Source organism: Pedococcus dokdonensis (assembly GCF_900104525.1).
Classification (GTDB): Bacteria; Actinomycetota; Actinomycetes; order Actinomycetales; family Dermatophilaceae; genus Pedococcus; species Pedococcus dokdonensis.
The window spans coordinates 2378400-2399633 of record NZ_LT629711.1; the positions used below are offsets into that span (position 1 = coordinate 2378400).

A 21234-nucleotide genomic window follows, 5' to 3' on the forward strand; every position below is an offset into this window, starting at 1 on the left:
AGCTGGCGTCACGGCTGCGGCGGCCCAACCCACCACTCGTCGAACGAGTACACCACCGGCCCGTTGGTCGAGGTGCCGCTGACGTAGGGGTACAGACCCGCGGAGCCCGCGGCCTGGAACCCTGCCGTGTTGTCGGTCGACGTGAGGCTCCACGCCGCCGGCTCAGCCGTGCCGTTCTTCCACACCTTGACCCGGACGGTCGTCGGCGCGGTGCCCGTCACCTGTAGGCGCACCCGCAGCGCGTCGCCGGCCCCGTAGTTCACACCGGCCAGTGTGGCACTGGTGAGCACGGTCTCGGTGCCACTGGAGTTGCGTGTCAGCCAGACCGCCACCGCACCACCGGCGGCCATCCGCACCTTCGCGCGGTAGTCGACCGTGGAGCTGACCCGGCGGCCGATGACGCTGACGTACTGACCGCCGCCCGTCGGCACCTTGTCGGTGGTGATCAGGACCTTGGCCTCCGTGGAGGTGCTGCTGATGCTGGGCAGGTAGCCGTTGAAGCCGTCCCCGGCGTTGAGGCTGACCTTGCCGGTGCCAGCGGAGACCGACCAGCGCGAGGCAAGCCCGCCCAGGGTCCAGGGACCACCGACGTCGGCGGTGCCCCAGCCGCTCGCCACGGTGCGACCGAAGTCGTCCCGCGCGAACACCGTGGCTGCCGCCACCGTCACCGAGGCGGTCTCGGTGTCGGTGCCACCCTGGTTGTCCGTCACCGTGAGGGTCACCGTGTAGGTGCCCGCCGCGGCATACGTGTGGTTGGCCGTGGCGCCTGTGCCGTTGGCGGTCAGGTCACCCCAGTTCCACGAGTACGACGCGATGGTGCCGTCCGGGTCGCTCGACGTCGAGCCGTTCACCGAGGTCTGCAGTGCGTTCTCGGTGTGGGTGAACGCCGCGGTGGGCAGCTGGTTCGGCGGCCCGGTGACGGTGACCGACGCGGTCTCGGTGTCGGTCTTGCCACCGTTGTCCGTCACGGTGAGGGTCACCGTGTAGGTGCCTGCCGTGGCGTACGTGTGGTTGGCCGTGGCGCCGGTGCCGTTGGCGGTCGCGTCACCCCAGTTCCACGAGTAGGACGCGATGGTGCCGTCCGGGTCGCTCGACGTCGAGCCGTTCACCGACATCGCGAGGTTGGTCTCGGTGTGGGTGAAGGCCGCCGTCGGCGCCTGGTTCTCGACCACCGTGACGTCGCTCGTCTCGGTGTCGATCGCCCCGTCGTCGTCCGTCACGGTGAGGGTCACCGTGTAGGTGCCCGCCGCGGCATACGTGTGGTTGGCCGTGGCGCCGACGCCGGCAGGCGAGGCGTCACCCCAGTTCCACGCGTACGTCACGATGGTGCCGTCCGGGTCGGTCGACGTGGACCCGTTGACCGAGGTCGTGAGGAACGTCTCGGTGTGGGTGAAGGCTGCCATCGGCAGCTGGTTCGGCGGCGGCGCCGTCACCGTGACCGGGATGGCCTCGGTGTCGGTGTCGCCGTCGTTGTCCGTCACCATCAGCGTGACGGTGTAGGTGCCGGCCGCTGCGTAGGTGTGGGTCGCCGTCGCGCCGGAACCGACCGGCGTGCCGTCACCCCAGTTCCACGAGTAGCCGATGATGCTGCCGTCGGCGTCCGAGGAGCTCGAGCCGTTCACCGACAGGGCCAGGTCGTTCTCCGTGTGGGTGAAGGCGGCCATCGGCGGCTGGTTGGCGACGTTGCCACCGCCGAGCTGGAAGTGCTGCGCCGCGGCACTGGCCGGCAGGACCGAGGAGTAGACCGCGACCTCGTCGATGGTGCCGGCGAGGAACGGGCTGCAGCAGCCCCAGTGGTTGTCGCCACCGACCCGCCAGTAGCCGTCGTAGGCCTGGGCGTCGTTCTGGCCGTTGGTGCCTCGCAGGACACCGTCGACATAGAGGGCCATGCCGTCGGTGTTGCTCTGGGTCGCCATCACGTGGTGCCACTGGCCGTCGTTGTAGGCCAACGGAGTGGTGATGGTGTTGGTGAAGCCGGTCCAGACCCCGAAGGTCAGCGTGCCGTCGTTGTTGAAGTAGACGTGACGGTCGTAGCAACCCGAGGTGCCGGTGTTCGAGCAACCGAACCCGATCACCTTGCCACCGTTCGTGCTCGTGGTCTTGACCCACGCCTCGAGGGTGTAGTTGTGCGGGTTGCTGTACACCCGCTTGGAGGCCACGAACCCGTCACTGCCGTTGAAGGCCACGGCCTTGTTGGTCGCCCCGTCGAACGCACCGGACTGACCCTGGGCGTAACCGCCGTTGTACTGGCCGTCCGACTCGGCGGGACCGGCGTCCTTGGCCGTGTCGGTGGTGTCGCCGAGCCGCCAGTACAGGTCGGGATCGGCGTCCCAGACGGCCTGGCCGTAGGCGTCCGAGGGGCGGGTGGGCACGTTGAGCGTCCGTCCGCTGGCGATGTAGTGGGACTGCACCTTGGACAAGGGCAGCACGGCCGGGTAGATCGCCACGTCGTCGATGTCGCCGGCGAAGTAGGCGTTGCCGCTCCACGGGCTGTCACCACCGATGCGCCAGTAGCCCGAGTAGGCCTGGGCGACCGAGGTGCCACCGTTGCTGCCGGTCTTCCTGCCGTCGACGTAGAGCGTCAAGCCCGACGGGCCCATCGTGCCGACCACCTGGTGCCACTGACCGTCGTTGAGGGCGGTCGGTGACGTCGTCGTGAAGAAGCCGTCGTGGTAGATGCCGAAGGTGATCCGGCCGTCGGGCTCCATGTAGATGTGCCGGTCGTAGTTGCTCGACGTGCCGGTGTTGGCGTTGCCGAAGCCGATCAGCTTGCCGCCGCTGGTCGTCGTGGTCTTGAACCACGTCTCCAGGGTGAACACGTCGGGGCCGACGATCTGCGACGTCGTCGCACCGAGGCCGTCGCTCCCGCCGAAGGAGGTCGCCTTGTCGGAGTCGCCGATGATCGAGCCCGCGGCGCCACGCGTGTAGCCGCCGCTCATCGCCAGGTCGTCGAAGCCGGCCCAGTCGATCGAGCTGCCCGAGCCCTCGCCGAGCCGCCACAGGTGGCTGGCGCCGTCATCGATGACGGTCTGCGCGTAGGCGCTGGGCGATCCGGATCCCACCGTGACCGTGTTGGACACCGGGCTCCACAGGATGTTGCCGTCGGAGTCGGTGATCCGCACCTGGTAGCGCACGCTCGAGCCGGGGGTGAGTCCGGTGTCGACGAAGCCCTTCGTCGGCAGGTCCCAGAACTCCGAGTCACCGGTCGTGGTGTGGACGAAGGTGTTGTTGTTGCGCAGCACCTCGTACTTGAGGTTCTTGTCCTCCTGGTCCCACGCGGAGCCCCACGAGACGCGCACCGTGCCGGCGGTCAGCGAGACCGCGTTGGTGCTGGGCGTCGGCGTGGCCGGCACCGTGGTGTAGCGGGGGCCGCGCAGCTTGGGGGCGGTGGCCTTGGTCTTCATGCGGACCAGACCCTGCTGGAGCGCGCCGTTGACGCGCGGGAACTCGCCACCCATGACCACGTAGTCACCGACGGCGTCGACCGTCCAGGCCGCCTGCTGGGCAGAGGTGTAGGTGCCGAAGGACAGGTCGGGCCACCAGTGCAGCATCCGCGCGTACTGGTAACCCTGGTAGTTCCAGCCGTACACGTCGTTGCGGGTGGTCAGGTCGGTCGGGTAGTTGTACGTGACCGCAGCCTTCTGCCACCGCGCGCGCGGGTTGGTGTCGGGGATCGAGTCGACCGCCGTGCAGTCGTGGTAGTGGCTGACCATGTAGAGGAGGTTCTTGATGGGAGCCACGTCGTAGGTGTCGCCGAGGCAGTCGTTGACGAACTCGATCGCACCGGTGTCGGGGTTGAGGCCGAAGGTGCCCTCGAAGTTGGCGAAGTTCTCCTGCCCGAGGACGAAGGCGTAGGCGCCGCCGTAGATGCGCTGGCCGTCGGTCTTCAGGGCCGTGATGGCAGCCTGCGACCCGCCTGCGTGGATCTTGGAGGTGGCGGCCCAGGGCAGTGTGGCGCCGGTCGCGGAGTCGATCGCCCCCATGCCCATCGCGGGCACGCCGTTCAGCGTGGTGAACGACCCACCGGGGATGACCTTGCTGTTGTCCGGGGACATCGTCATCGTCCAGACGTAGCCGTTCTCGGCCTTGGGTGCCCACGGCAGCATCGCGCCGTTGGAGTTCTGGAAGGCCGCCAGCCGGGTGCGGGACACCCCGTTGGCAGACAGGAAGTTGCCGCCGACGTAGACGGTGCTCCCGGTGACCCCGAGGCCCCGGACCTGGCCACCCACGTTGGGCGGGACGTAGCCGCCGCCCGACACGAGGGCTCCGGTCGCCACGGTGAAGGCGGCCACCTTGCCGCGGGCCACGCCGTCCACCGCGCTGAAGTCGCCGCCGACGTAGAGCCGCGTCTTGTCCGGCGAGGCCTTGATCACCAGGCCCTGCGCGTTGAGCGAGTGGTTGAACGACGCCACCCGGTTACCGGTGGTGAGGTCGTAGGCGAAGATGTTGAGGGCATCCACCTCGCCGGCCCCGCCCGCCGCGACGCCCGGCGGGCGCGCCTTGGTGAAGCTGCCGGTCACGTAGACCGTGTTGCCCACGATCGCCTGGCTGTAGACCACGCCGTTGATCTGCCAGGTGGGCAGGGCGTCGGTCGTCACCACGTCGGGGGTCGCCGGGTCGACGGCCGCCGACGCGGTCTGCGCCGGCAGCACCACGCCGAGCACGGCGATCGCACCGGCCACCCCGAACGCCGTGAGGCGCCGTCCGGACATCCTGAGCATCCTTGGTACAGCTGTCCCTGCCATTGCTTCCTCCGCCTGTGGAGCCCCCGCTGTCGCGAGAGTGGATTGGGGTTACCGGGCTCGCTGCTTGACCCGATCGGTGGTGGTCGTCGACCGATTACGGAATCTCCGTCACCGTGAGGTCGTCGACGCCGTACGTCACGGGTCCGTTGGTGACCGTGGCGCTGAGGTAGGGGTAGAGGGCCACCGACCCGGCCGCCTGGAGCGCCGTGCCGCTGTCGGTCGCGGACAACGTCCACGCCGTGGGCTCGGTCGTCCCCGACTTCCAGATCTTGACCCGCACCGTGGTGGGCGAGGTGCCGAACGTCTGCAGGCGCACCTGCATCCGGTCGTTGGCCGCGTAGGTCAGGCCGGGGACCGTGATGCTGGTGAGCACGGTCTCCGTGGCGCCCTCGTTGCGGGTCAGCCAGACGGCGGTCGCCCCACCGGCGGCGAAGCGGATCTTCGCCCGGTAGTCCTGGGTCGTGCTGACCCGGCGTCCGATCACGCTGATGTACTGGCCACCGCCGGTCGGCTCCTTGTCGGTCGTCACCGTGACGCGCACGTCGCTGCGGGTGCTGGAGACGCCGTTCAGGGCGGCCGTCGAACCCTCACCGGCGTTCAGCCAGACCTTGCCCAGACCGCTGTTGACGGTCCACCGGGTGATCGTGCCACCCAGCGTCCACGCGCCACCGGTCTCGGCCGAGCCCCAGCCGGACGTCGAGGTCCGGCCGAAGTGGTCCTCGGCGAGGATCGACTGCGCCGCCACCGTGACCGAGCTGGTCGTCGTGGTGGTGGCACCGCGGTCGTCGGTCACGGTGAGGGCCACCGTGTAGGTGCCGGCCGCGGCATACGTGTGGGTCGCCGTGGCGCCCGACCCGGCAGCCGTGCCGTCACCCCAGCTCCACGAGTAGGACGCGATGGTGCCGTCGGCGTCGGACGAGCCGGAGCCGTTGACGGACAGCGCCAGGAACGTGGCCGAGCTGGTGAACGAGGCCACCGGCGCCTGGTTGGCCACCACGGTCACCGACGCGCTCGAGGTGTTGGTCGCCCCGTCGTCGTCGGTCACGGTCAGCTCGACCGTGTAGGTGCCGGCCGCGGCATACGTGTGGGTCGCCGTGGCGCCCGAGCCGGCGGCCGTGCCGTCGCCCCAGTTCCACGAGTAGGACGCGATGGTGCCGTCAGGGTCGGACGAGCCCGAGCCGTTCACCGACAGGGCCAACAGGTCCTTGGTGCTGGTGAACGAGGCCGTCGGCGCCTGGTTCGGCGGCTCGACCACGCTGATCACCTGCGAGGAGGTGGTCGTGGCGCCCCGGTCGTCCGTCACGGTCAACGCGACCGTGTAGGCGCCCGCGGCCGCGTAGGTGTGGGTCGCCGTGGCGCCCGAGCCGGCGGCCGTGCCGTCGCCCCAGTTCCACGAGTACGACGCGATGGTGCCATCGGCGTCGGACGAGCCCGAGCCGTTCACCGACAGCGCGAGGAACGTGCTCGACGTCGTGAACGAGGACACCGGGGGCTGGTTCGTCGTGACCGTGACGGGTGCGCTCGTGGTGTTGGTGGCGCCGTCGTCGTCGGTCACGGTGAGGGCCACCGTGTAGGTGCCCGCCGCCGCGTAGGTGTGGGTCGCCGTCGCGCCGGACCCAGCCGGCGTGCCGTCACCCCAGCTCCACGACCACGAGGCGATCGAGCCGTCCGGGTCCGAGGAGCCCGTGCCGTTGACCGAGATGTCGAGCAGGTCCTTGGTGCTCGAGAACGACGCGGTCGGCGACTGGTTCGGGATCGCACCACCGGCCGCCTCGAAGTGGCTGCGGACCTGCGCCGCCGTGAGGGCCGTGGCGTAGACCGCCGCCTCGTCGACCGTGCCGGCGAGGTAGTTGCTGGTCTGGCCGCCGTAGCAGCGGTCGCCACCCACGCGCCAGTAGCCCACGAAGCTGGCCGCGTCGGTCGCGGCGTTGCTCGCGACCTGGAGGCCGTCGACATAGAGCTTCATGCCGTCGGCACCCTGGGTCGCCACGGCGTGGTGCCACTGGTTGTCGTTGTAGGAGGTCGTCGTCTCGGCGAGGTTGCGCACCGCGCCCGAGGTCCCGAACTGCAGCCGCCCGTTGTTGAGCATGCAGATCTGTCGGTCCGAGCTGCTGGCGCTGCTCAGCGTCGTCGACGAGCTGTTGCCGAAGCCGATGAGGCGCCCACCACGGGTGGTGTTGGTCTTGAACCACACCTCCGCGGAGTAGGTCTTCGGCGACGTGGCGGTCTCACGGCTGACGATGGCGCCGCTGTTGCCGTTGAGGGTCGCCGCCCGGTTCGTGGCGCTGGCCGGCGAGCCAGCCGCACCCCAGGTGACGCCGGCCAGCACGGAGCCGTCCTGGCCGCTGGCCGACGAGTCGAGCACCGACGAGCCGGAGGTCTCGTCCAGCCGCCAGAACTGGTCGGGCGACTGGGCGTTGACGGCCTGGGAGTAGGCGTCAGCAGGGGGCGTGCTCCAGCTCTGCGACCGACCGGAGTCGAGGTAGTGCGCCTGGATCCGGCTCTGCGACAGCACGGTCGGGTAGACCGCGACCTCGTCGACGGAGCCGCTCAGGGCGCCGTTGCTCGGCCGGTTGGGCAGCCCACTGGTCTGGTCGGCCAGGAGCCGCCAGTAGCCGACGAACGGGTACATCGTGACCGGGTTCTGGTCGCGACCGACGCGGCGGCCGTCGACGTAGAGGGAGATCCCGTCGGCGCCGGCCGTGGCTGCGACGTGGTGCCAGGCGTTGTCGTTGACGGTGCGCGCGCTGCGCACCGAGCGGACGGTCCCGGTCGGACCGGTCTGCGCGAAGGCGATCCGGTTGCCGCTGTCGACGTAGAGGACCAGGTCGTTGGTCGCCGACGCACTGGTGCCGGACTGGGTGTTGCCGTAGCCGACGATCCGGCCACCTGACGAGCTGGACGTCTGGATCCAGCCCTCGACCGTGACCTCGGACGGGTGCGGGTCGACCAGCGTCGGGTAGAGCTTCGGCGACGAGCCGCCGGACGAGCGGACCGCGGAGTCGCCGCTCACGGCACCGGACTGGCCGAAGGTCACGCCGGTGGACGTGCCCCCGTTGAACCCGGCCGAGTCGAGGTAGCCCGGGCCGGCGTCACCGAGGCGCCAGAGGTGCGACGGGTTGTCGGCGCGGACCGAGGCCACGTAGGCGGGCATCGGGGTGGACGAGACGGTCACCGAGTTGGAGGCCAGGCTCCACTGGACGTTGCCGTCCTTGTCCTTGGCCCGCACCTTGTAGGTGTGCACCGTCCCCGGTGCGACGCCGGTGTCGGTGAAGCTGAGGCCGGGCAGGGTCCAGAAGTTGCTCGCCGCGGTGACCGCACCGATCGTCGGCCCGTTGTCGCGGTAGACGTCGTAGGTCAGGGTCGCGTCGTCCCAGTCGTAGACGGTGCCGAAGTCCACCTTGACGCGACCGGCCTCGGTGGAGGTGGCGATCGGGTCCATGGCGGTGCTGTAGAGCGGCTTGGCCGCCTTGGGCGAGGAGGCCGGCAGCGCGAACCGCACGAGCCCCTGCTGTGCCTTGCCGTTCACGGTCGGGAACTCGCCACCGAAGACGACGTAGTTGCCGCCACCGGTGACGTTCCACGCGGCCTGCCGGTCAGCCGTGTAGGTGCCGAACTTGAAGTCGGGGAACCAGTGCAGGATGCCGGCGTAGGGGATGCCGCGGAAGTCCCAGCCGTAGGCGTCGGTCCGGGCGGTGATGCCCACCGGGGTGGTCGGCTCGGCGGTGACCTTCTGCCAGCGGGCCCGCGGGCTCGTGTCGGGGAACGAGCCGACCACGGTGCAGTCGTGCGAGTGGCTGACGGAGTAGAGCACGCCGTTCAGCGGGAAGGAGCTGTAGTGGTCGCCGAGGCAGTCGTTGACGTAGTTGAGGTTGCCGGTGGTGGGGTCGGCGGCGAAGGTGCCCTCGAACGAGGCGCCGGAGCCGAACGCGTAGCCGGTCCCGAAGATCTGGGTGCCGTCGGTGCTGAGGCTGGTGATGCCGCCGTTGTAGCCGGCGGTGCGGATCTTGGTGTTCGCCGCCCAGGGCAGCACCGCACCGGTGGTGGCGTCGACCGAACCCATGCCGTATGCCGCCGTGCCCGACAGCGTCTCGAAGGAGCCGCCGAGGATCACGCGGCTGCCGTCGGGCGCGAGCTGCATGGCCAGGACGGTGGCGTTGACCCCGCCGGCCGAGGGGGCCCAGCTGGACAGGGTGACCGGCGAGCTCACCGAGAACGCGGCGAGGGCGGCGCGCGCCTGGCCACCGGCCGACGGGAAGCTGCCGCCGACGTAGACCGTGGAGCTCGAGACCGCGAGGGCGCGCACCTGGCCGCCGGCCACGCCGGCCCAGGGCAGGAGCGATCCGTCGGCGGTCGAGAACGCGGCGATCTTGCCGCGCGCGACGCCGTCGACGGCACTGAAGTCACCGCCGACGTAGACGCGCGACCCGTCGGGCGACCTGGTGATGGCCAGGCCCTGGGCGTTGAGGGAGTGGTTGAACGACGCGACCCGCTCACCCGTGGTGATGTCGTAGGCGAAGATGTTGAGCGCGTCGATCTCGCCCGCGCCACCGGGGGCGACGCCCGGCGGGCGCGCCTTGGTGAAGCTGCCGGTCGCGTAGACGGTGTTGCCGACCACGACCTGGCTCCACACCACGCCGTTGATCTGCCACGTCGGGAGCGCGTCGGCGGTCACGGTGGTCGGCGGCGTGGCCTGGGCCCCGGCATCGGCGGCCATCGCGGCGGGACTCGCCACGATGAAGCCGAACCACACGAGTGCGGCCGTGGTCACGGTCGCGACGAGCCGGCGAACCGGTCCGCGGAGTTGCTCAACGTGCATGGTGGGCTGCCTCTCGGGGCTGCGCGGTGGCGGGGACTGCCAGGGCGGGAGTGGACTGCTCGGCGCGGAGCATGGAACCGATCACGAGTGCGCGGATGGCGAGACCACCCACGACAGGACCGGCGGCGAGCGCGAATGGTGTTGCGGTGTAAGGCATGCCGCCCCAGAGGAGCAGCCCCAGGACGCCGAGCGAGACACTCGCGTCGACGCCGCGGATCAGGAGGGGCACCCGCTGCTGGCCACGGGAGACCGCGAGGCACAGCAGGGGTGTGAACGTGGCGGTCGACGCGGCATAGACCGACCACCCGAGGACCGTGACGGCCGGGAGGTCGAACGACCCACCGGTGATCCACGGACCGACCACCGGCACGAGCGCCCACAGCGCCACGCCGACGAGGAGGACCGCGGCGACCATGGCGACGGACGCGCGCACCGCGCTCGGGACCAGCGCGGCCAGGGGACGCGCCCGGTCGCGGGAGTAGGAGGCCAGGAGGAACGAGCCGAAGCCCTGGATGGCGAGGATCGCGGGCGCGACGTAGATGCGGGCGGCCTCGACCTGGCCGAGGGCCGCACCGCCGGCCGCTGCCACCACGAAGACCCGCATCGCGGTGAAGACGCCCGGGTTGACGGCCACCTGGGCGCCGCGCCACGCCCCGAACGAGGCGACCGCGCGCAGGTCCGCACCGGACCACGGTGCGAGCCAGCGCTCCTGCGGGGCGACCAGCCGGAGGGCGACGACCAGTCCGGCGAGCTGTCCGACTGCGACGGCGGCCAGGAAGGCGCCCAGACCGAGCGGACCGCGGGTGGCGGTGACCGCGACGGTCGCGAGCGCCACGAAGAGTGCGACGCCGTCGACGAGGACGAGACGCCAGAACTGGAGACCGGCCATCAGGACGCGACGCGCGACCTCCTCGACCTGGAAGAGGGCGCCGGCCGCGAAGAACACCAGCGCCTCGCCGGCCGACAGGGTGTCCGTGGCCCACAGCACGGCGCCCGCGATCGACGGTCCGACGAACGCGAGGAGCAGCGTCCACGCCTGCAGGGCGGCACGGACCCGGACGTCGGCGCGGTCGAGCACGGTCAGCGAGTCACCGACGAAACCGCTGGTGATCGCGGTGGTCAGGACGATCACGCCGAGGCAGAGGGCCACGACGCCGAGGCCACGCGCACCGAGCAGGTGGGCCGCGAGGACCTGGAGGGCAAAGCTCCCGGCCGCCTGCCAGACCTGGGCGATGACCGCCCCGGAGGCACGCGACGTCACGAGCGACCGCAGCCGCGCGCTTCGGGACGGTGAGGGGTGGGTCACTTGGCCACGACCGCGCCACTGTAGGTGGCCGAGGTGTGCAGGCCGTCGAAGTCGACGACCATCGTGACGCGGTTGAGCTGCTTGACGGGGACGGCGAAGGCGTAGAGGGCGGTGGCCGAGGCGCCGGGCTTCACGGTGCCCGAGAAGTCGTAGGTGCCGGCGCTGTCGGTGTAGACGGGCGCGGCCAGCTGCGCGGAGGCACCGTACGTCGTGGTCACGACGACCTGGTTGAGGTTCACGGCCTTGGTCGAGCCGTTGGTGAGCTTGACGGTGAACCGGACGTACTCACGGCCGTTCATGACGCCGGCGCCGTGGCCCTTCTCGATGCCCTTCTCGGCCTTCGTCAGGGTGACCTTGACCCCGTCGGGGTAGGTGACCGGCGCGGTGAACTTCGCGCCCGGCGCGCTCACCGACGGCGTGTTGGGCTGCCCGTCCCGCTTGACCTTGGCCACCGACTTCACCGGCTGCGGCAGCGGGGGCGACACCGTGGCCGGGGTGGTCTCGGTGCTCTCGGTGTCGGGAGTCTCCGTCGGCGTGGACGAGGACGTCGCGGACGTGCTGGCCGTGGCCGCCGAGGCCTGACCGGTGCCACCGCAGCCGGACAGGCTGGCGGCGGCGAGGGCGAGACCCGCGAGGGCGACGGAGAGACGAAGGCGCGGCGACATCAGTAGGCACCCTTTCCACGCAGGACCGCGCGAGCGGTGCGGACGATGATCTGCAGGTCGAGCACGAGCGACCAGTTGTCGACGTACCAGAGGTCGAGCCGGAGCGACTCGTCCCAGTTCAGGTCGCTGCGACCGCTGACCTGCCACAGGCCGGTGAGGCCGGGCCGGACCCGCAGTCGACGGACGGCGTCGGACTCGTAGCCGGCGACCTCGGCCGGGAGCGGCGGCCGCGGGCCCACGAGCGACATCTCGCCGCGCAGCACGTTGACGAGCTGTGGCAGCTCGTCGAGGGAGTAGCGGCGCAGGAACCCGCCGACCCGCGTGATCCGCGGGTCACGGCGCATCTTGAAGAGCACCGTGTTGCCGGCGTCGGCGGCGGCGCTCAGCTGGGCCAGGCGCTGCTCGGCGTCGACGCCCATGCTGCGGAACTTCAGCATGCTGAAGGTCTCGCCCCGGGCCCCGACCCGGGTCTGGCGGAACAGCACGGGGCCCGGGGAGTCGAGGCGGATCGCGACCGCGATGGCGGCCAGGACCGGGAGCGCGGCGAGGGTGAGGCCGAGCGCGAGGCACCAGTCGACGGCCCGCTTGACCACCCGGCGGGCGCCGGACATCGCCGGCCGCTCGACGTGCAGCAGCGGCATGCCGGCTGCGGGGCGGATCGACAGGCGCGGCCCGGCGACGTCGAGGAGCCCGGTGGCGACGACCAGGTCGACGGAGCGCTCCTCGAGCGACCAGGCCAGGCGACGCAGCGCGCGGCCGCTGAGGTCGGGGTCGCCGGACACGGCGACGACCTCGGCGTTGAGCAGGTCGATGGCGTGCAGCGCCTCCTCCGGGTAGCCGAAGACCGGGATGCCCTCGACCTCGGAGGAGAAGTCGCCGCCGTTGGTGATGCCCGAGACGCAGGCACCCACCACGCGCATCCCCTCGCCGGGCGCCTGCTGGAGCTGGCGGATCATCGGCCCGACCGTGCGGACGTTGCCGATGACGACGGTGCGCTGGGTGTCGAGGCCGACGGTGCGCCGGCGCAGCAGCGAGCGCCGCAGCAGGTTGCGGGCCACCAGTCCGAGGACGATGAGCATCGGGACGATGACGAGGACGAGCCCCCGGGCGAGCTCGAAGTGCAGGACCCAGGAGCCGAGCACGGCGACGCCGCCCAGGCTCAGGGCGGCGCGGGCGACGGCGCGGTACTCGTCGGTGGTGATGCCGAGGAACCGCTGCTCGTAGCCGTGGAACAGCTGCAGCATGAGCAACCAGACGCCGGGCAGCACCAGCGCGACGCCCCACCGGACGGCCGCAGGGGCGCTCCCGACGGGGAGGGCGAGGACCACGGCCGAGGTGACCACGGCGGTGCTGATGTCGGCGAGCAGCGCGCGACGGCGGTAGCCCACGTGCCAGGGACGGGTGGGCTTGCTGTGCCGGGCTGACCGGCTCGGCGGTCCCGGCCGAGGAGAGGTCGGCTCTGCTGTGTGCTTGCGCACCCATTCCGCCCGTGCCGGCGAAACGGACTTTGCCCCCGCAAGATCCGTCATGCTCACTCCCCTAGACCGCGTTCCGCGCCTGAAGGCAAGTCCTCGTGGACCTACCGCGATGCCCTCACGTAAAGACTTCTTCAGGCTTTGGAAATGCTGTCACCACAGGGGTTGACGCACATACGATCGCGGGGCTAGGCCAGACAACCGCACCTGCACTACGGGCTATGGCGTAGGCCCCTCCACCGTTTGGGGGAGACGACCGGGCGGTTCGCGTCAGGCTGGTGAGTGGAACCTCTGCTGGGCGTGGAGAATCCCCTCGGTCACGACCATCTCGGCGGCGTCCGCGGCGTCGCCGAGGAGGAACGGCAGCTCCTTGCGCTCGGCCGTCCCGAAGTCCCGCAGCACGAAGTCGGCGGCGTCCATCCGCCCCGGGGGCCGGCCGATCCCGACCCGCACCCGCAGGTAGTCCTTGGTGCCGAGCGCCGACGAGATGGAGCGCAGGCCGTTGTGGCCGCCCTCTCCCCCGCCCTTCTTCAACCGGACGTCGCCGGCCGGGATGTCGAGCTCGTCGTGGACGACGACGAGCCGGTCCACCGCCACCGAGAAGAACGTCATCAGCGCCTTGACCGGGCCGCCCGACTCGTTCATGTAGGACGACGGGACGGCCACGACCGCGGCCGGGCCCGGCGCCCCTCCGGGCAGGGTGCCGATCCGCACCGTCGCCGCGGAGGCCCGGGCCTTGTGCGTCGTCAGCTTCGTGCCACCGCGCGCGGCGAGCTCGTTGACGACCATGGCGCCGACGTTGTGCCGGTTCCCGGCGTACCTGGGACCGGGGTTGCCCAGTCCCACCACGAGCCAGGTGCCGTCGTCACTCACGGGGCGCAAGTATGCCGGAAGGCCAGGTCAGTGACTGACCTGGCCTTCCGGCATACAGACGGAGTGCGGGACTCAGGCGTCCTCGGACTCGGCCTGCCCGCCCTCGGTGGCCTCGCCCTCGGCAGCCTCGGGCTGCTCGCCCTCGGCGGCCTCGCCCTCGCCGGCCTCCTCGTGCTCGATGCCGGCCTCGGCCTCGGCCTCGGCCATCTCGGCGTCGAGCGCCTCCTGCGAGATCTGCTGGGTGATGTTGACGACCAGGGTGTCGGCGTCGACGACCAGGGTCGAACCGGCCGGGAGCTCGAGCTCGGACGCCTTGATCTGCGTGCCGGCCTCGAGGCCCTCGACGGAGACCACGACGTTCTCGGGGATGTTGGTGGCCTCGACCTCGAGCTGGATGGTCTGGGCGTCCACGGTGACGACGGTCTCGGCAGCGGCCTCGCCCTCGACGTGCACCGGCACGTCGACGGTGACCTTCTCGCCCTTGCGGACGATGACGAGGTCGATGTGCTCGATGACGGGCTTGATCGGGTCGCGCTGCACGTCCTTGGCCAGGGCGAGCTGCTCGTCACCGTCGATGACGATGGTGAGCAGCGCGTTGGCGACCTTGAGCGCCATCATCGTGTCGTGGCCGGGCAGGGTGATGTGCACCGGCTCGGCGCCGTGGCCGTACATGACGGCGGGGATCTTGTGGTCGCGGCGAATCTTGCGGGCGGCGCCCTTGCCGAACTGGGTGCGCGTCTCGGCGACGAGCTTGTTGTCAGACACGGAAATCTCCTGTGCGAATGGGGGACTCGAGGATGCGGTGGGCCTCGACGCGGGGCGCAGCACGGAGACCACACCGCGTCGAATCACGGACGGTGCCGGCCGGTTGGTGCAGAGGTGGAGCTGGTGGCCGTGCTGTGTCCCTCGCCGAGGCAACCCCGAGAGTCTAGGCGACGCCTGCGGGCAGAGGGAAATCCGTCTCTTCGGCCGCGGCCCGACCGCGCTCGGCTCGGGCCCGGCGCAGCTCGCCGAGCCGGACCGCCACGACGCCGCCCACGATGCAGACCCCGCCGGCCAGCTGCATGAGTCCGGGGAGCTCGTCGAGCAGCAGCCACGCGAAGAGCACCGCGAACAGCACCTCGGTGAGCCCGACGAAGGACGCGACCGTCGACCCCAGCATGCGGGCCGCCGTGACCCCGAGCAGGTATGCCGCGGCCGCGGCGATGAGGGCGAGCTCACCGATCGCGACCCACCAGGGCGCGCCCCGGCCCATCAGCTCGACCCGGGTGTCGACGAAGGTGAGCGGGATGACCCCGACGGCTCCGAGCGCGCCCAGGACGACCGAGCCGGCACCCATGCCGAGGCCAGCGAGCGCGACCGGCGGCAGGCTGCTGTCCTCGGCGGCGAGGACGAAGAAGGTCGCCAGGCCGGTGGCCGCGACCAGGCCCCAGGCGACCCCGACGAGGTCGGGACGGCTCTGGCCGGACAGGTCGAGGACGAGCACCAGCCCGAGGACCGCGAGGACGACCCCGAGACCGGTCAGGGCGCCGGGGGCGCGTCGGGTGCGCAGCCAGACCCAGAGCACGACGAGGACAACGCCGAGGTACTCCAGCAGGAGGGCGACGCCGACGTCGAGCCGCTGCACAGCATAGAAGTAGGCGACCTGGCAACCGGCCACGGCGACCGCACCGTAGGCGAGGATGCTCCACAGGTTGGTGCGCACCAGCGACCAGCGACCGCGCAGGGCGAGCGTGGTCGGGGCGGCCAGCACGAGGGTGGCCCCGGCGACCCGGAGCAGCACGATGGCTCCCGAGCTCCAGCCCTCGACCAGCAGCGACTTCGCGAACGGGCCGCTGCTGCCAAAGGTGGCCGCGGACGCGAGAGCGAGCCACAGGCCCCACCCCGTGTGGCTCCTCGTCCCAGCCGCCATGGCCTGCTCCTTCCGCGGTGCTGCTCTCGTGACTGTGACCAGCCAGCACGTCCGAACTCATCGGGACCCACCCGAACCCGAGGCCCGTAACCAGTCAAACGTCTTATACTCCTGACGTCAGCGTCACGGTATCGACCGCGTGGTTCAGGAGTCAAGATGCTTTTTGCCCATGACACGGAGGTGGCGCTGCGAGGGGCCGCCGCGCTGGTCAACACGGCGGCGACCCTGGCCACCGACACCGAGGACCTCGCCTCCGTGACGGACCTGGATGCCTTCGTCCGCGACTGGGAGTGGACCGGCTCGCACACCGGCGAGGAGTCCGAGCTCGCGGCCGTGCACGCGCTGCGACCCCGGCTGCGACGGCTCTGGACCGCAGACACCGACGAGGCGGTCGCCCTCGTCAACGAGTTGTTGGCCGAGGCGGGCGCGCTCCCCCAGCTGGTGCGGCACGGCGGGTGGTCGTGGCACCTGCACGCCACGCCTCCCGAAGCACCCCTGCCCACCCGGATGGCGGTCGAGGCCGCGATGGCGATGGTCGACGTGATCCGGGCCGACGAGCTCGGCCGGTTGCGGGTGTGCGCGGCCGACGACTGCGAGGACGTCGTGGTCGACCTCTCCAAGAACCGGTCCAAGCGGTTCTGCGACGGAGGCTGCGGCAACCGGGCCAACGTCGCGGCATACCGGGCCCGCAAGGCCACCACCCCCTGACCGGGCGCCAGCTCCTAGGCTCGGCAGCGCGGCGGGGCGGTCGGCCCCTATCCTGATCGCTCGCGGGCCGGAGAGCTGGACTGCACGAACGAGGAGGGGGACTCGGTGTTCGCACCCATCAGGCTGGTCGGGGGCGCCTGGCCGGCTGTCGTCGAGCGCACCCTGGGCCGCTTCGTCTGGGCCGACCCGCGGGTCGTCGTGACCGACACGACGCCCGAGCAGTTCCGCGAGGCCATGAAGGCCTTCCACTTCGGCGGGACCTACAAGATCACCGGCACCAACCGGCACCCGGAGTCCGACGACCTGCTCGTCTCGGGGGTGGACACCACCGGTGCCGACATCGTCGACATCGGCGCCTCCGACGGGTCGACCTCCGCCGACCTGGCCGCCCGCCTGGGTGACTTCTCGACCTACACGATCGCCGACCTCTACCTCGAGGTGTCGCACGTCGACGTCGGGCGTCGCACCGTCTTCTTCGACACGAAGGACGAGCCGGTCCTGGTCGTGGGCCCGCGGCTGCTCGCCTGGCCGGAGATGTCGACCGCCGTGGCCCGGCTCTACGCGCGCACCCTGCGACGGGCCCGCCGACAGCAGCGCACGACGATCCCGCTGCTCAACCCCACCGTGCGCCGGGTCATCGCCGCCGATCCGAGGATGCGGACCCGCACGCACGACGTCTTCACGACCTGGCCGCAGCCGGTCGACGTCGTCAAGGTCGCGAACCTGCTGCGGCGGCTCTACTTCGACGACGCGCGGCTCCTCCAGGGCCTCACCGCGATCCACGCCTCGCTGAGCGAGGGCGGGCACCTGCTGCTGGTCGACAACCCCCGGATCGCCGGCATCGACGAGCGTGGTGGGCTCTACCGCAAGGAGGGTGGCGGCTTCGTCACGGTCGCCGAGACGGGCCACCAGCCCGAGATCGCCGACCTCGTCGCCCAGGTCGACGCCAACCGCTGACCCCGCCGACGCAGACCACGGCAACCCGCTCCACTCGCGAGGCTCATCGGGCAACCGCAGGCAAACCCCCGCCCCATTCCTCCCACCCTCATCCCTTTGCGGGATGGGTGTGCCACCGCTGAGCAGCACACTTTTCGCCAGGCGTCATATGCGTGGTGAAGGGCCGGGCACATGGTCGATGGGCAGGTGGGCGGTGCGCTGACTCTGGCCTGCCCCCGCGGCCAGGGGGCCTGCGACCGCCGCGACCAGTCCCTTCAGCGACCCTTCAGGGCAGGCGACTGTGCTGGCTCCCATGGATAGGCCGGACCCCCAAGAGGCGCTCGCGCAGGTGCTGCGCGACCACGGCCGACTGGTCGGCCTCCAGCCCGACCGGGTCCGCGGCCTGCTGTCCGACCTCCTGGGAGTGGGCGGACGAGACTTCCGGGCCGAGGTGGACGCCCTCGTCGTGGCGTGCGAGGAGGGGATCCCGGCACTGCTGCTCGACACCGTGGACTCGGCCGACACCGCGGTGACCGAGGGTGTGGGACTGCTCGAGGCCCGGGGCCTCACCACCGAGCGGGCGGCCGGGGCGACCCTCGCCTGGGCCTCGGCCCTGGAGGCGCCGGTGTCCGAGTCCCTGTCGTCGTCGATGCGGTCGGACCCGTCAGCACCGTCCAGCGGAGGAGACCTGCTGTCCGCCGCGGCGACCTCGTTGCCTGCACCCACGCACAGGACCCCCACCGTCGAGCCGGTGCCCACTCGGCCCTCGCACCCGTCGAAGGGGCCGGAGCCGGACCGCGAGCCCAGGACGAATCCGGCCCAGGGTCCCGCGCGGTTCCCCTTCGCCCGCGGCAGGACGGCAGGAGTCGCAGCCGGACTCGTGGCGGTCATCGTCGCAGGGACCGTGGGGGCCACGATCCTGTGGCCCGACGGACCCAGCAAGGCCGACACCCGACCGGTCGCGGCCCAGGGTGGCACCTTGCGGCTGACCACCAGCGGCGGCCTGACCTGGGACCCCATGGAGACGACCGACCCGGGCTTGCGCCTGTTGATGAACCGCGCCCTCTACCGCGGGCTCGTCGCTTTCGCCGCAGCCGCCGACGACGAGCCGGGCACGCTGGTCGCCGACCTGGCCACCACGACCGGGCAGACCGTCGACAAGGGCAGGACGTGGGTGTTCGCACTGCGGCCGGACGCGCACTGGGAGGACGGGAGCCCGGTGACGTGCGCTGACGCCAAAGCCGGGGTGGCCCGAGCCTTCGGCGCCGCCCGGTTCTTCGGCTACTCCTACGAAGCCGCCATCCTCATCGACGTTCCCCACACCTCGGACGGCCTACCCGTCTACAAGGGCGCAGGCACCGCGGGCCGGGCCGCCTTCGACAGCGCGGTGCGGTGCTCCGGGTCCGACCTGACGATCCGCCTGCTCGGGCCCGAGTACGAGTTCCCGCGCTACCTGGCGCTCCCCGAGCTGGCGCCATACCGAGCCGCAGCCCCGTTGGGGCCCGGCAAGCGTTCGATGTCCAGCGGGCCCTACGTCGTGGAGGCTTCCGCGGCGGACGCGGCAACCTTGGTGCGCAACGCACACTGGTCGCGGCAGGCCGACTCCCTGCGACCCGCTGTCCCGGATCGCCTCTCCATCACCACCACGGACGTCGACGACGTCGCATCGGGGCTGGCGACCGATGCCGTCGAGTTCCGCCGCTCGGTCACCCTGAGCCCTCTGCCGGCGTCTGCCGACAAGGCCTTCGCGCAGTCCCCGGACCGGACGCAGGTGGCGCCGGCCGGGGTGACGGAGATGCTCGTGCCCAACCTCAGGACGACCACGATGTCCTCCACGGCCTACCGCCGGGCCTTCGCGCTCTCCACCGACCGGTTGTCGTACGTCGCCGCCATGGGAGGACCCGCCGTGTCGATGGTGCAGCGCTCCACGGCGGGCACCTACCACAGCAGTCCTTCGGTCGCGTTCGACGTGGCGCAGGCACGGTCGCTGCTGGCCGGCGACAAGCCGCGCCTCAAGGTGGCCTTCCACGCCAGCCCCGAGTCCGAGCGTGCGATGACTGCGCTGGCCGCGGGATGGCGCCAGGCCGGCTTCAAGGTCGACCTCGTCGCCTTCAGGGGAAGCCGAGCCGCCTACGTGGAGGCCATCGCGACGGCGGCAGGGACGACGACGTACGACGCGGTGCGAACCGACTACGTCGACAGCCTCAACCGCTCCGCGACGGCGCAGCTGGTCGACCCGCGGTTCGCCGTCGGCCCGTCGGCTGCCGAGGCCAAGACCGTCACCACCGCCATCGACCGCGCCATCGGCACCCCGCCGGGACCCGACCGCGACGCGGCCTGGCGCAGCGTCGACGACGTGATCGCCGTCCTCTCCCTCCTGGTGCCGCTCGCGAACCGGGCCTCCCTCGTCGGCAGCGGCTCCGCCGTGCGCGGTGCCACGACGTCCATCGAGTTCTCCGGGGTCCTCGACCCCCTCCGCATCTCCCTCGCCCCCGCCGAGTCCTGAAGGAACCGTCATGACCGACAACCTGCCCGACGCAACAGCCGAGGCCCTCCATCGCGCCGTGCGCGACCTGGGCCGTCGAGTCGGCGAGAGCCCCGACCGGGTGCGAGCCGTGCTCTCCGACGCCCTTGGCGTGACCGCACGCGACCACCGATCGGAGATCGACGCCATCGCCCTCGCGAGCGAGGAGGGGGTGCCGGCGACGCTCGTGGGGCGCGAGGACTCGGTGCTCACGGAGTCGGACGTCGCGCTCGACGACACCCGACTGCGCTCGCGCCTCGTGGAGCGTGGGCTCTCCGACGGCGCGGCCGACTACGCCATCAGCGCGTGGGCCTCCGCCCTGGGCTCGGTGACCAGCCTGAGCGTCACCGGTGGACTCACGTCGGCCGGATCGGGCGTGGGCGGTGGGTCGCTCTCCGACCCGGCGACCGAGCTCCCTGCCGCGCTTCCGCCCGAAGCAGCGGCGGAGGGTCAGTCCGAGGGCGCCACTGGCATCCTCGGGTTCCCGGTGGCGGCGGAGCGCCCGGCGAGCCGCCGACACGTCCTCCACCTGGGACGACGGGCGATGGCAGGAGCCGCGGCCGCCGTCCTGGCGATCGTCGGTGCGGTCGCGTGGTTCTCGACGACGGGTGACGACCCGACCAGGACGGTCCTCGCCGACTCCGCCCTGCGCCCGGCGCCGACGAGCACCACCTCCGCCATCACGACGACGGCACCGCCGACGACCGGGCCGGCCGTGACGACCAGGCCCACCAGGAAACCGACCACCACCCCCACCAAGAAGGCCGCGACCACCAAGACAGCGCCGGCGCGGCCGTCCAGCACGACGCCGAAGAGCACGACCAGGCCGAAGCCGACCAGCTCGTCGACCCCGGTCAAGACGGCTTCGGCAACCAAGAAGCCCGCACCGCCCCCGCCCCCGCCGCCCGCCCCCAAGACGCTCGTCGCCGGGAACTCCAGCGCCTCCTGGACCCCGCAGTTCTACGAGACCGGGATCAACCAGTGCGTCGACTTCGTCCCTCCCCACGCGGCCAACAACGTCTGCCAGTGGCGGCTGAACGTGGTGAAGAAGGGGACCGTCACGACGTGGTCCATCTCCAGCGCACAGTCCGTGCAGGGCCACGGCTCCGTGTCGATCGACGGCAAGACGATCCTCTACAAGCCCCACCACAACGGCTACTTCACCGACACCGTCAAGTACCGCCTGACCGGCAGCGGTGTCACCAGCAACTGGGGCTACATCTCGATCACGGTCTACTGCAACCAGCAGATGACCTGCTACTGAGGAGGAC

At 71.3% G+C, this 21234-nt stretch carries 12 protein-coding genes; 4 read left to right on the forward strand and 8 right to left on the reverse strand.

Annotated features, from left to right (window positions below):
• Window positions 1-8: 8 nt before the first annotated feature.
• The 8 genes from BLQ34_RS11160 to BLQ34_RS11195 all read right to left on the reverse strand — a co-directional run bounded on the left by BLQ34_RS11160 (window position 9) and on the right by BLQ34_RS11195 (window position 15795).
• The gene (locus tag BLQ34_RS11160; protein WP_157693001.1) at window positions 9-4712 is read right to left on the reverse strand and encodes a PKD domain-containing protein; all 4704 of its coding nucleotides are present in this window, start codon (window positions 4710-4712) and stop codon (window positions 9-11) included.
• A 127-nt stretch (window positions 4713-4839) separates the two neighbouring features.
• On the reverse strand, window positions 4840-9564 hold the full coding sequence (locus BLQ34_RS11165; protein WP_157693002.1) for a LamG domain-containing protein: 4725 nt from the start codon (window positions 9562-9564) through the stop codon (window positions 4840-4842).
• On the reverse strand, window positions 9554-10825 hold the full coding sequence (locus BLQ34_RS11170; RefSeq protein ID WP_157693003.1) for a hypothetical protein: 1272 nt from the start codon (window positions 10823-10825) through the stop codon (window positions 9554-9556). The genes BLQ34_RS11165 and BLQ34_RS11170 overlap by 11 nt, the downstream gene beginning before the upstream one ends.
• 41 nt (window positions 10826-10866) lie before the next feature.
• Window positions 10867-11535, reverse strand: a complete 669-nt coding sequence (locus BLQ34_RS11175) for a DUF4352 domain-containing protein (RefSeq protein WP_091785338.1) — start codon at window positions 11533-11535, stop codon at window positions 10867-10869.
• Window positions 11535-13013, reverse strand: a complete 1479-nt coding sequence (locus BLQ34_RS11180) for a sugar transferase (protein ID WP_231961054.1) — start codon at window positions 13011-13013, stop codon at window positions 11535-11537. The genes BLQ34_RS11175 and BLQ34_RS11180 overlap by 1 nt, the downstream gene beginning before the upstream one ends.
• Window positions 13014-13280: 267 nt before the next feature.
• Window positions 13281-13883: an aminoacyl-tRNA hydrolase gene (gene pth / locus BLQ34_RS11185; protein ID WP_091785342.1), complete on the reverse strand. Its 603-nt coding sequence runs from the start codon at window positions 13881-13883 to the stop codon at window positions 13281-13283.
• Window positions 13884-13955: 72 nt separating this feature from the next.
• The gene (locus tag BLQ34_RS11190) at window positions 13956-14648 is read right to left on the reverse strand and encodes a 50S ribosomal protein L25/general stress protein Ctc (protein WP_091785346.1); all 693 of its coding nucleotides are present in this window, start codon (window positions 14646-14648) and stop codon (window positions 13956-13958) included.
• Between the two features lie 163 nt (window positions 14649-14811).
• The gene (locus tag BLQ34_RS11195) at window positions 14812-15795 is read right to left on the reverse strand and encodes an EamA family transporter (protein WP_091785348.1); all 984 of its coding nucleotides are present in this window, start codon (window positions 15793-15795) and stop codon (window positions 14812-14814) included.
• Window positions 15796-15951: 156 nt separating this feature from the next.
• Here BLQ34_RS11195 and BLQ34_RS11200 point away from each other — a divergent pair, with 156 nt between their 5' ends.
• The 4 genes from BLQ34_RS11200 (at window position 15952) to BLQ34_RS11215 (ending at window position 21227) form a co-directional block, all read left to right on the forward strand.
• Window positions 15952-16503 (forward strand): CGNR zinc finger domain-containing protein, encoded by a 552-nt coding sequence (locus BLQ34_RS11200; RefSeq protein WP_091785350.1) that lies wholly within the window; start codon window positions 15952-15954, stop codon window positions 16501-16503.
• 105 nt (window positions 16504-16608) lie between these two features.
• Window positions 16609-17460, forward strand: coding sequence for a hypothetical protein (locus tag BLQ34_RS11205; protein ID WP_091785353.1), 852 nt, complete (start codon window positions 16609-16611; stop codon window positions 17458-17460).
• A gap of 292 nt (window positions 17461-17752) precedes the next feature.
• Entirely contained in the window at window positions 17753-19945 is a 2193-nt protein-coding gene (locus BLQ34_RS11210) for an ABC transporter substrate-binding protein (RefSeq protein WP_091785356.1), read from the forward strand.
• 10 nt (window positions 19946-19955) lie between these two features.
• Entirely contained in the window at window positions 19956-21227 is a 1272-nt protein-coding gene (locus BLQ34_RS11215) for a hypothetical protein (RefSeq protein ID WP_091785359.1), read from the forward strand.
• The last annotated feature ends 7 nt before the right edge of the window (window positions 21228-21234 follow it).

Coding starts and splice junctions, on each gene's coding strand:
- BLQ34_RS11160 (WP_157693001.1), bottom strand. CDS start 4,712: ATGTCCGGACGGCGCCTCACGGCGTTCGGGGTGGCCGGTGCGATCGCC.
- BLQ34_RS11165 (WP_157693002.1), bottom strand. CDS start 9,564: ATGCACGTTGAGCAACTCCGCGGACCGGTTCGCCGGCTCGTCGCGACC.
- BLQ34_RS11175 (WP_091785338.1), bottom strand. CDS start 11,535: ATGTCGCCGCGCCTTCGTCTCTCCGTCGCCCTCGCGGGTCTCGCCCTC.
- BLQ34_RS11195 (WP_091785348.1), bottom strand. CDS start 15,795: ATGGCGGCTGGGACGAGGAGCCACACGGGGTGGGGCCTGTGGCTCGCT.
- BLQ34_RS11200 (WP_091785350.1), top strand. CDS start 15,952: ATGCTTTTTGCCCATGACACGGAGGTGGCGCTGCGAGGGGCCGCCGCG.
- BLQ34_RS11210 (WP_091785356.1), top strand. CDS start 17,753: ATGGATAGGCCGGACCCCCAAGAGGCGCTCGCGCAGGTGCTGCGCGAC.
- BLQ34_RS11215 (WP_091785359.1), top strand. CDS start 19,956: ATGACCGACAACCTGCCCGACGCAACAGCCGAGGCCCTCCATCGCGCC.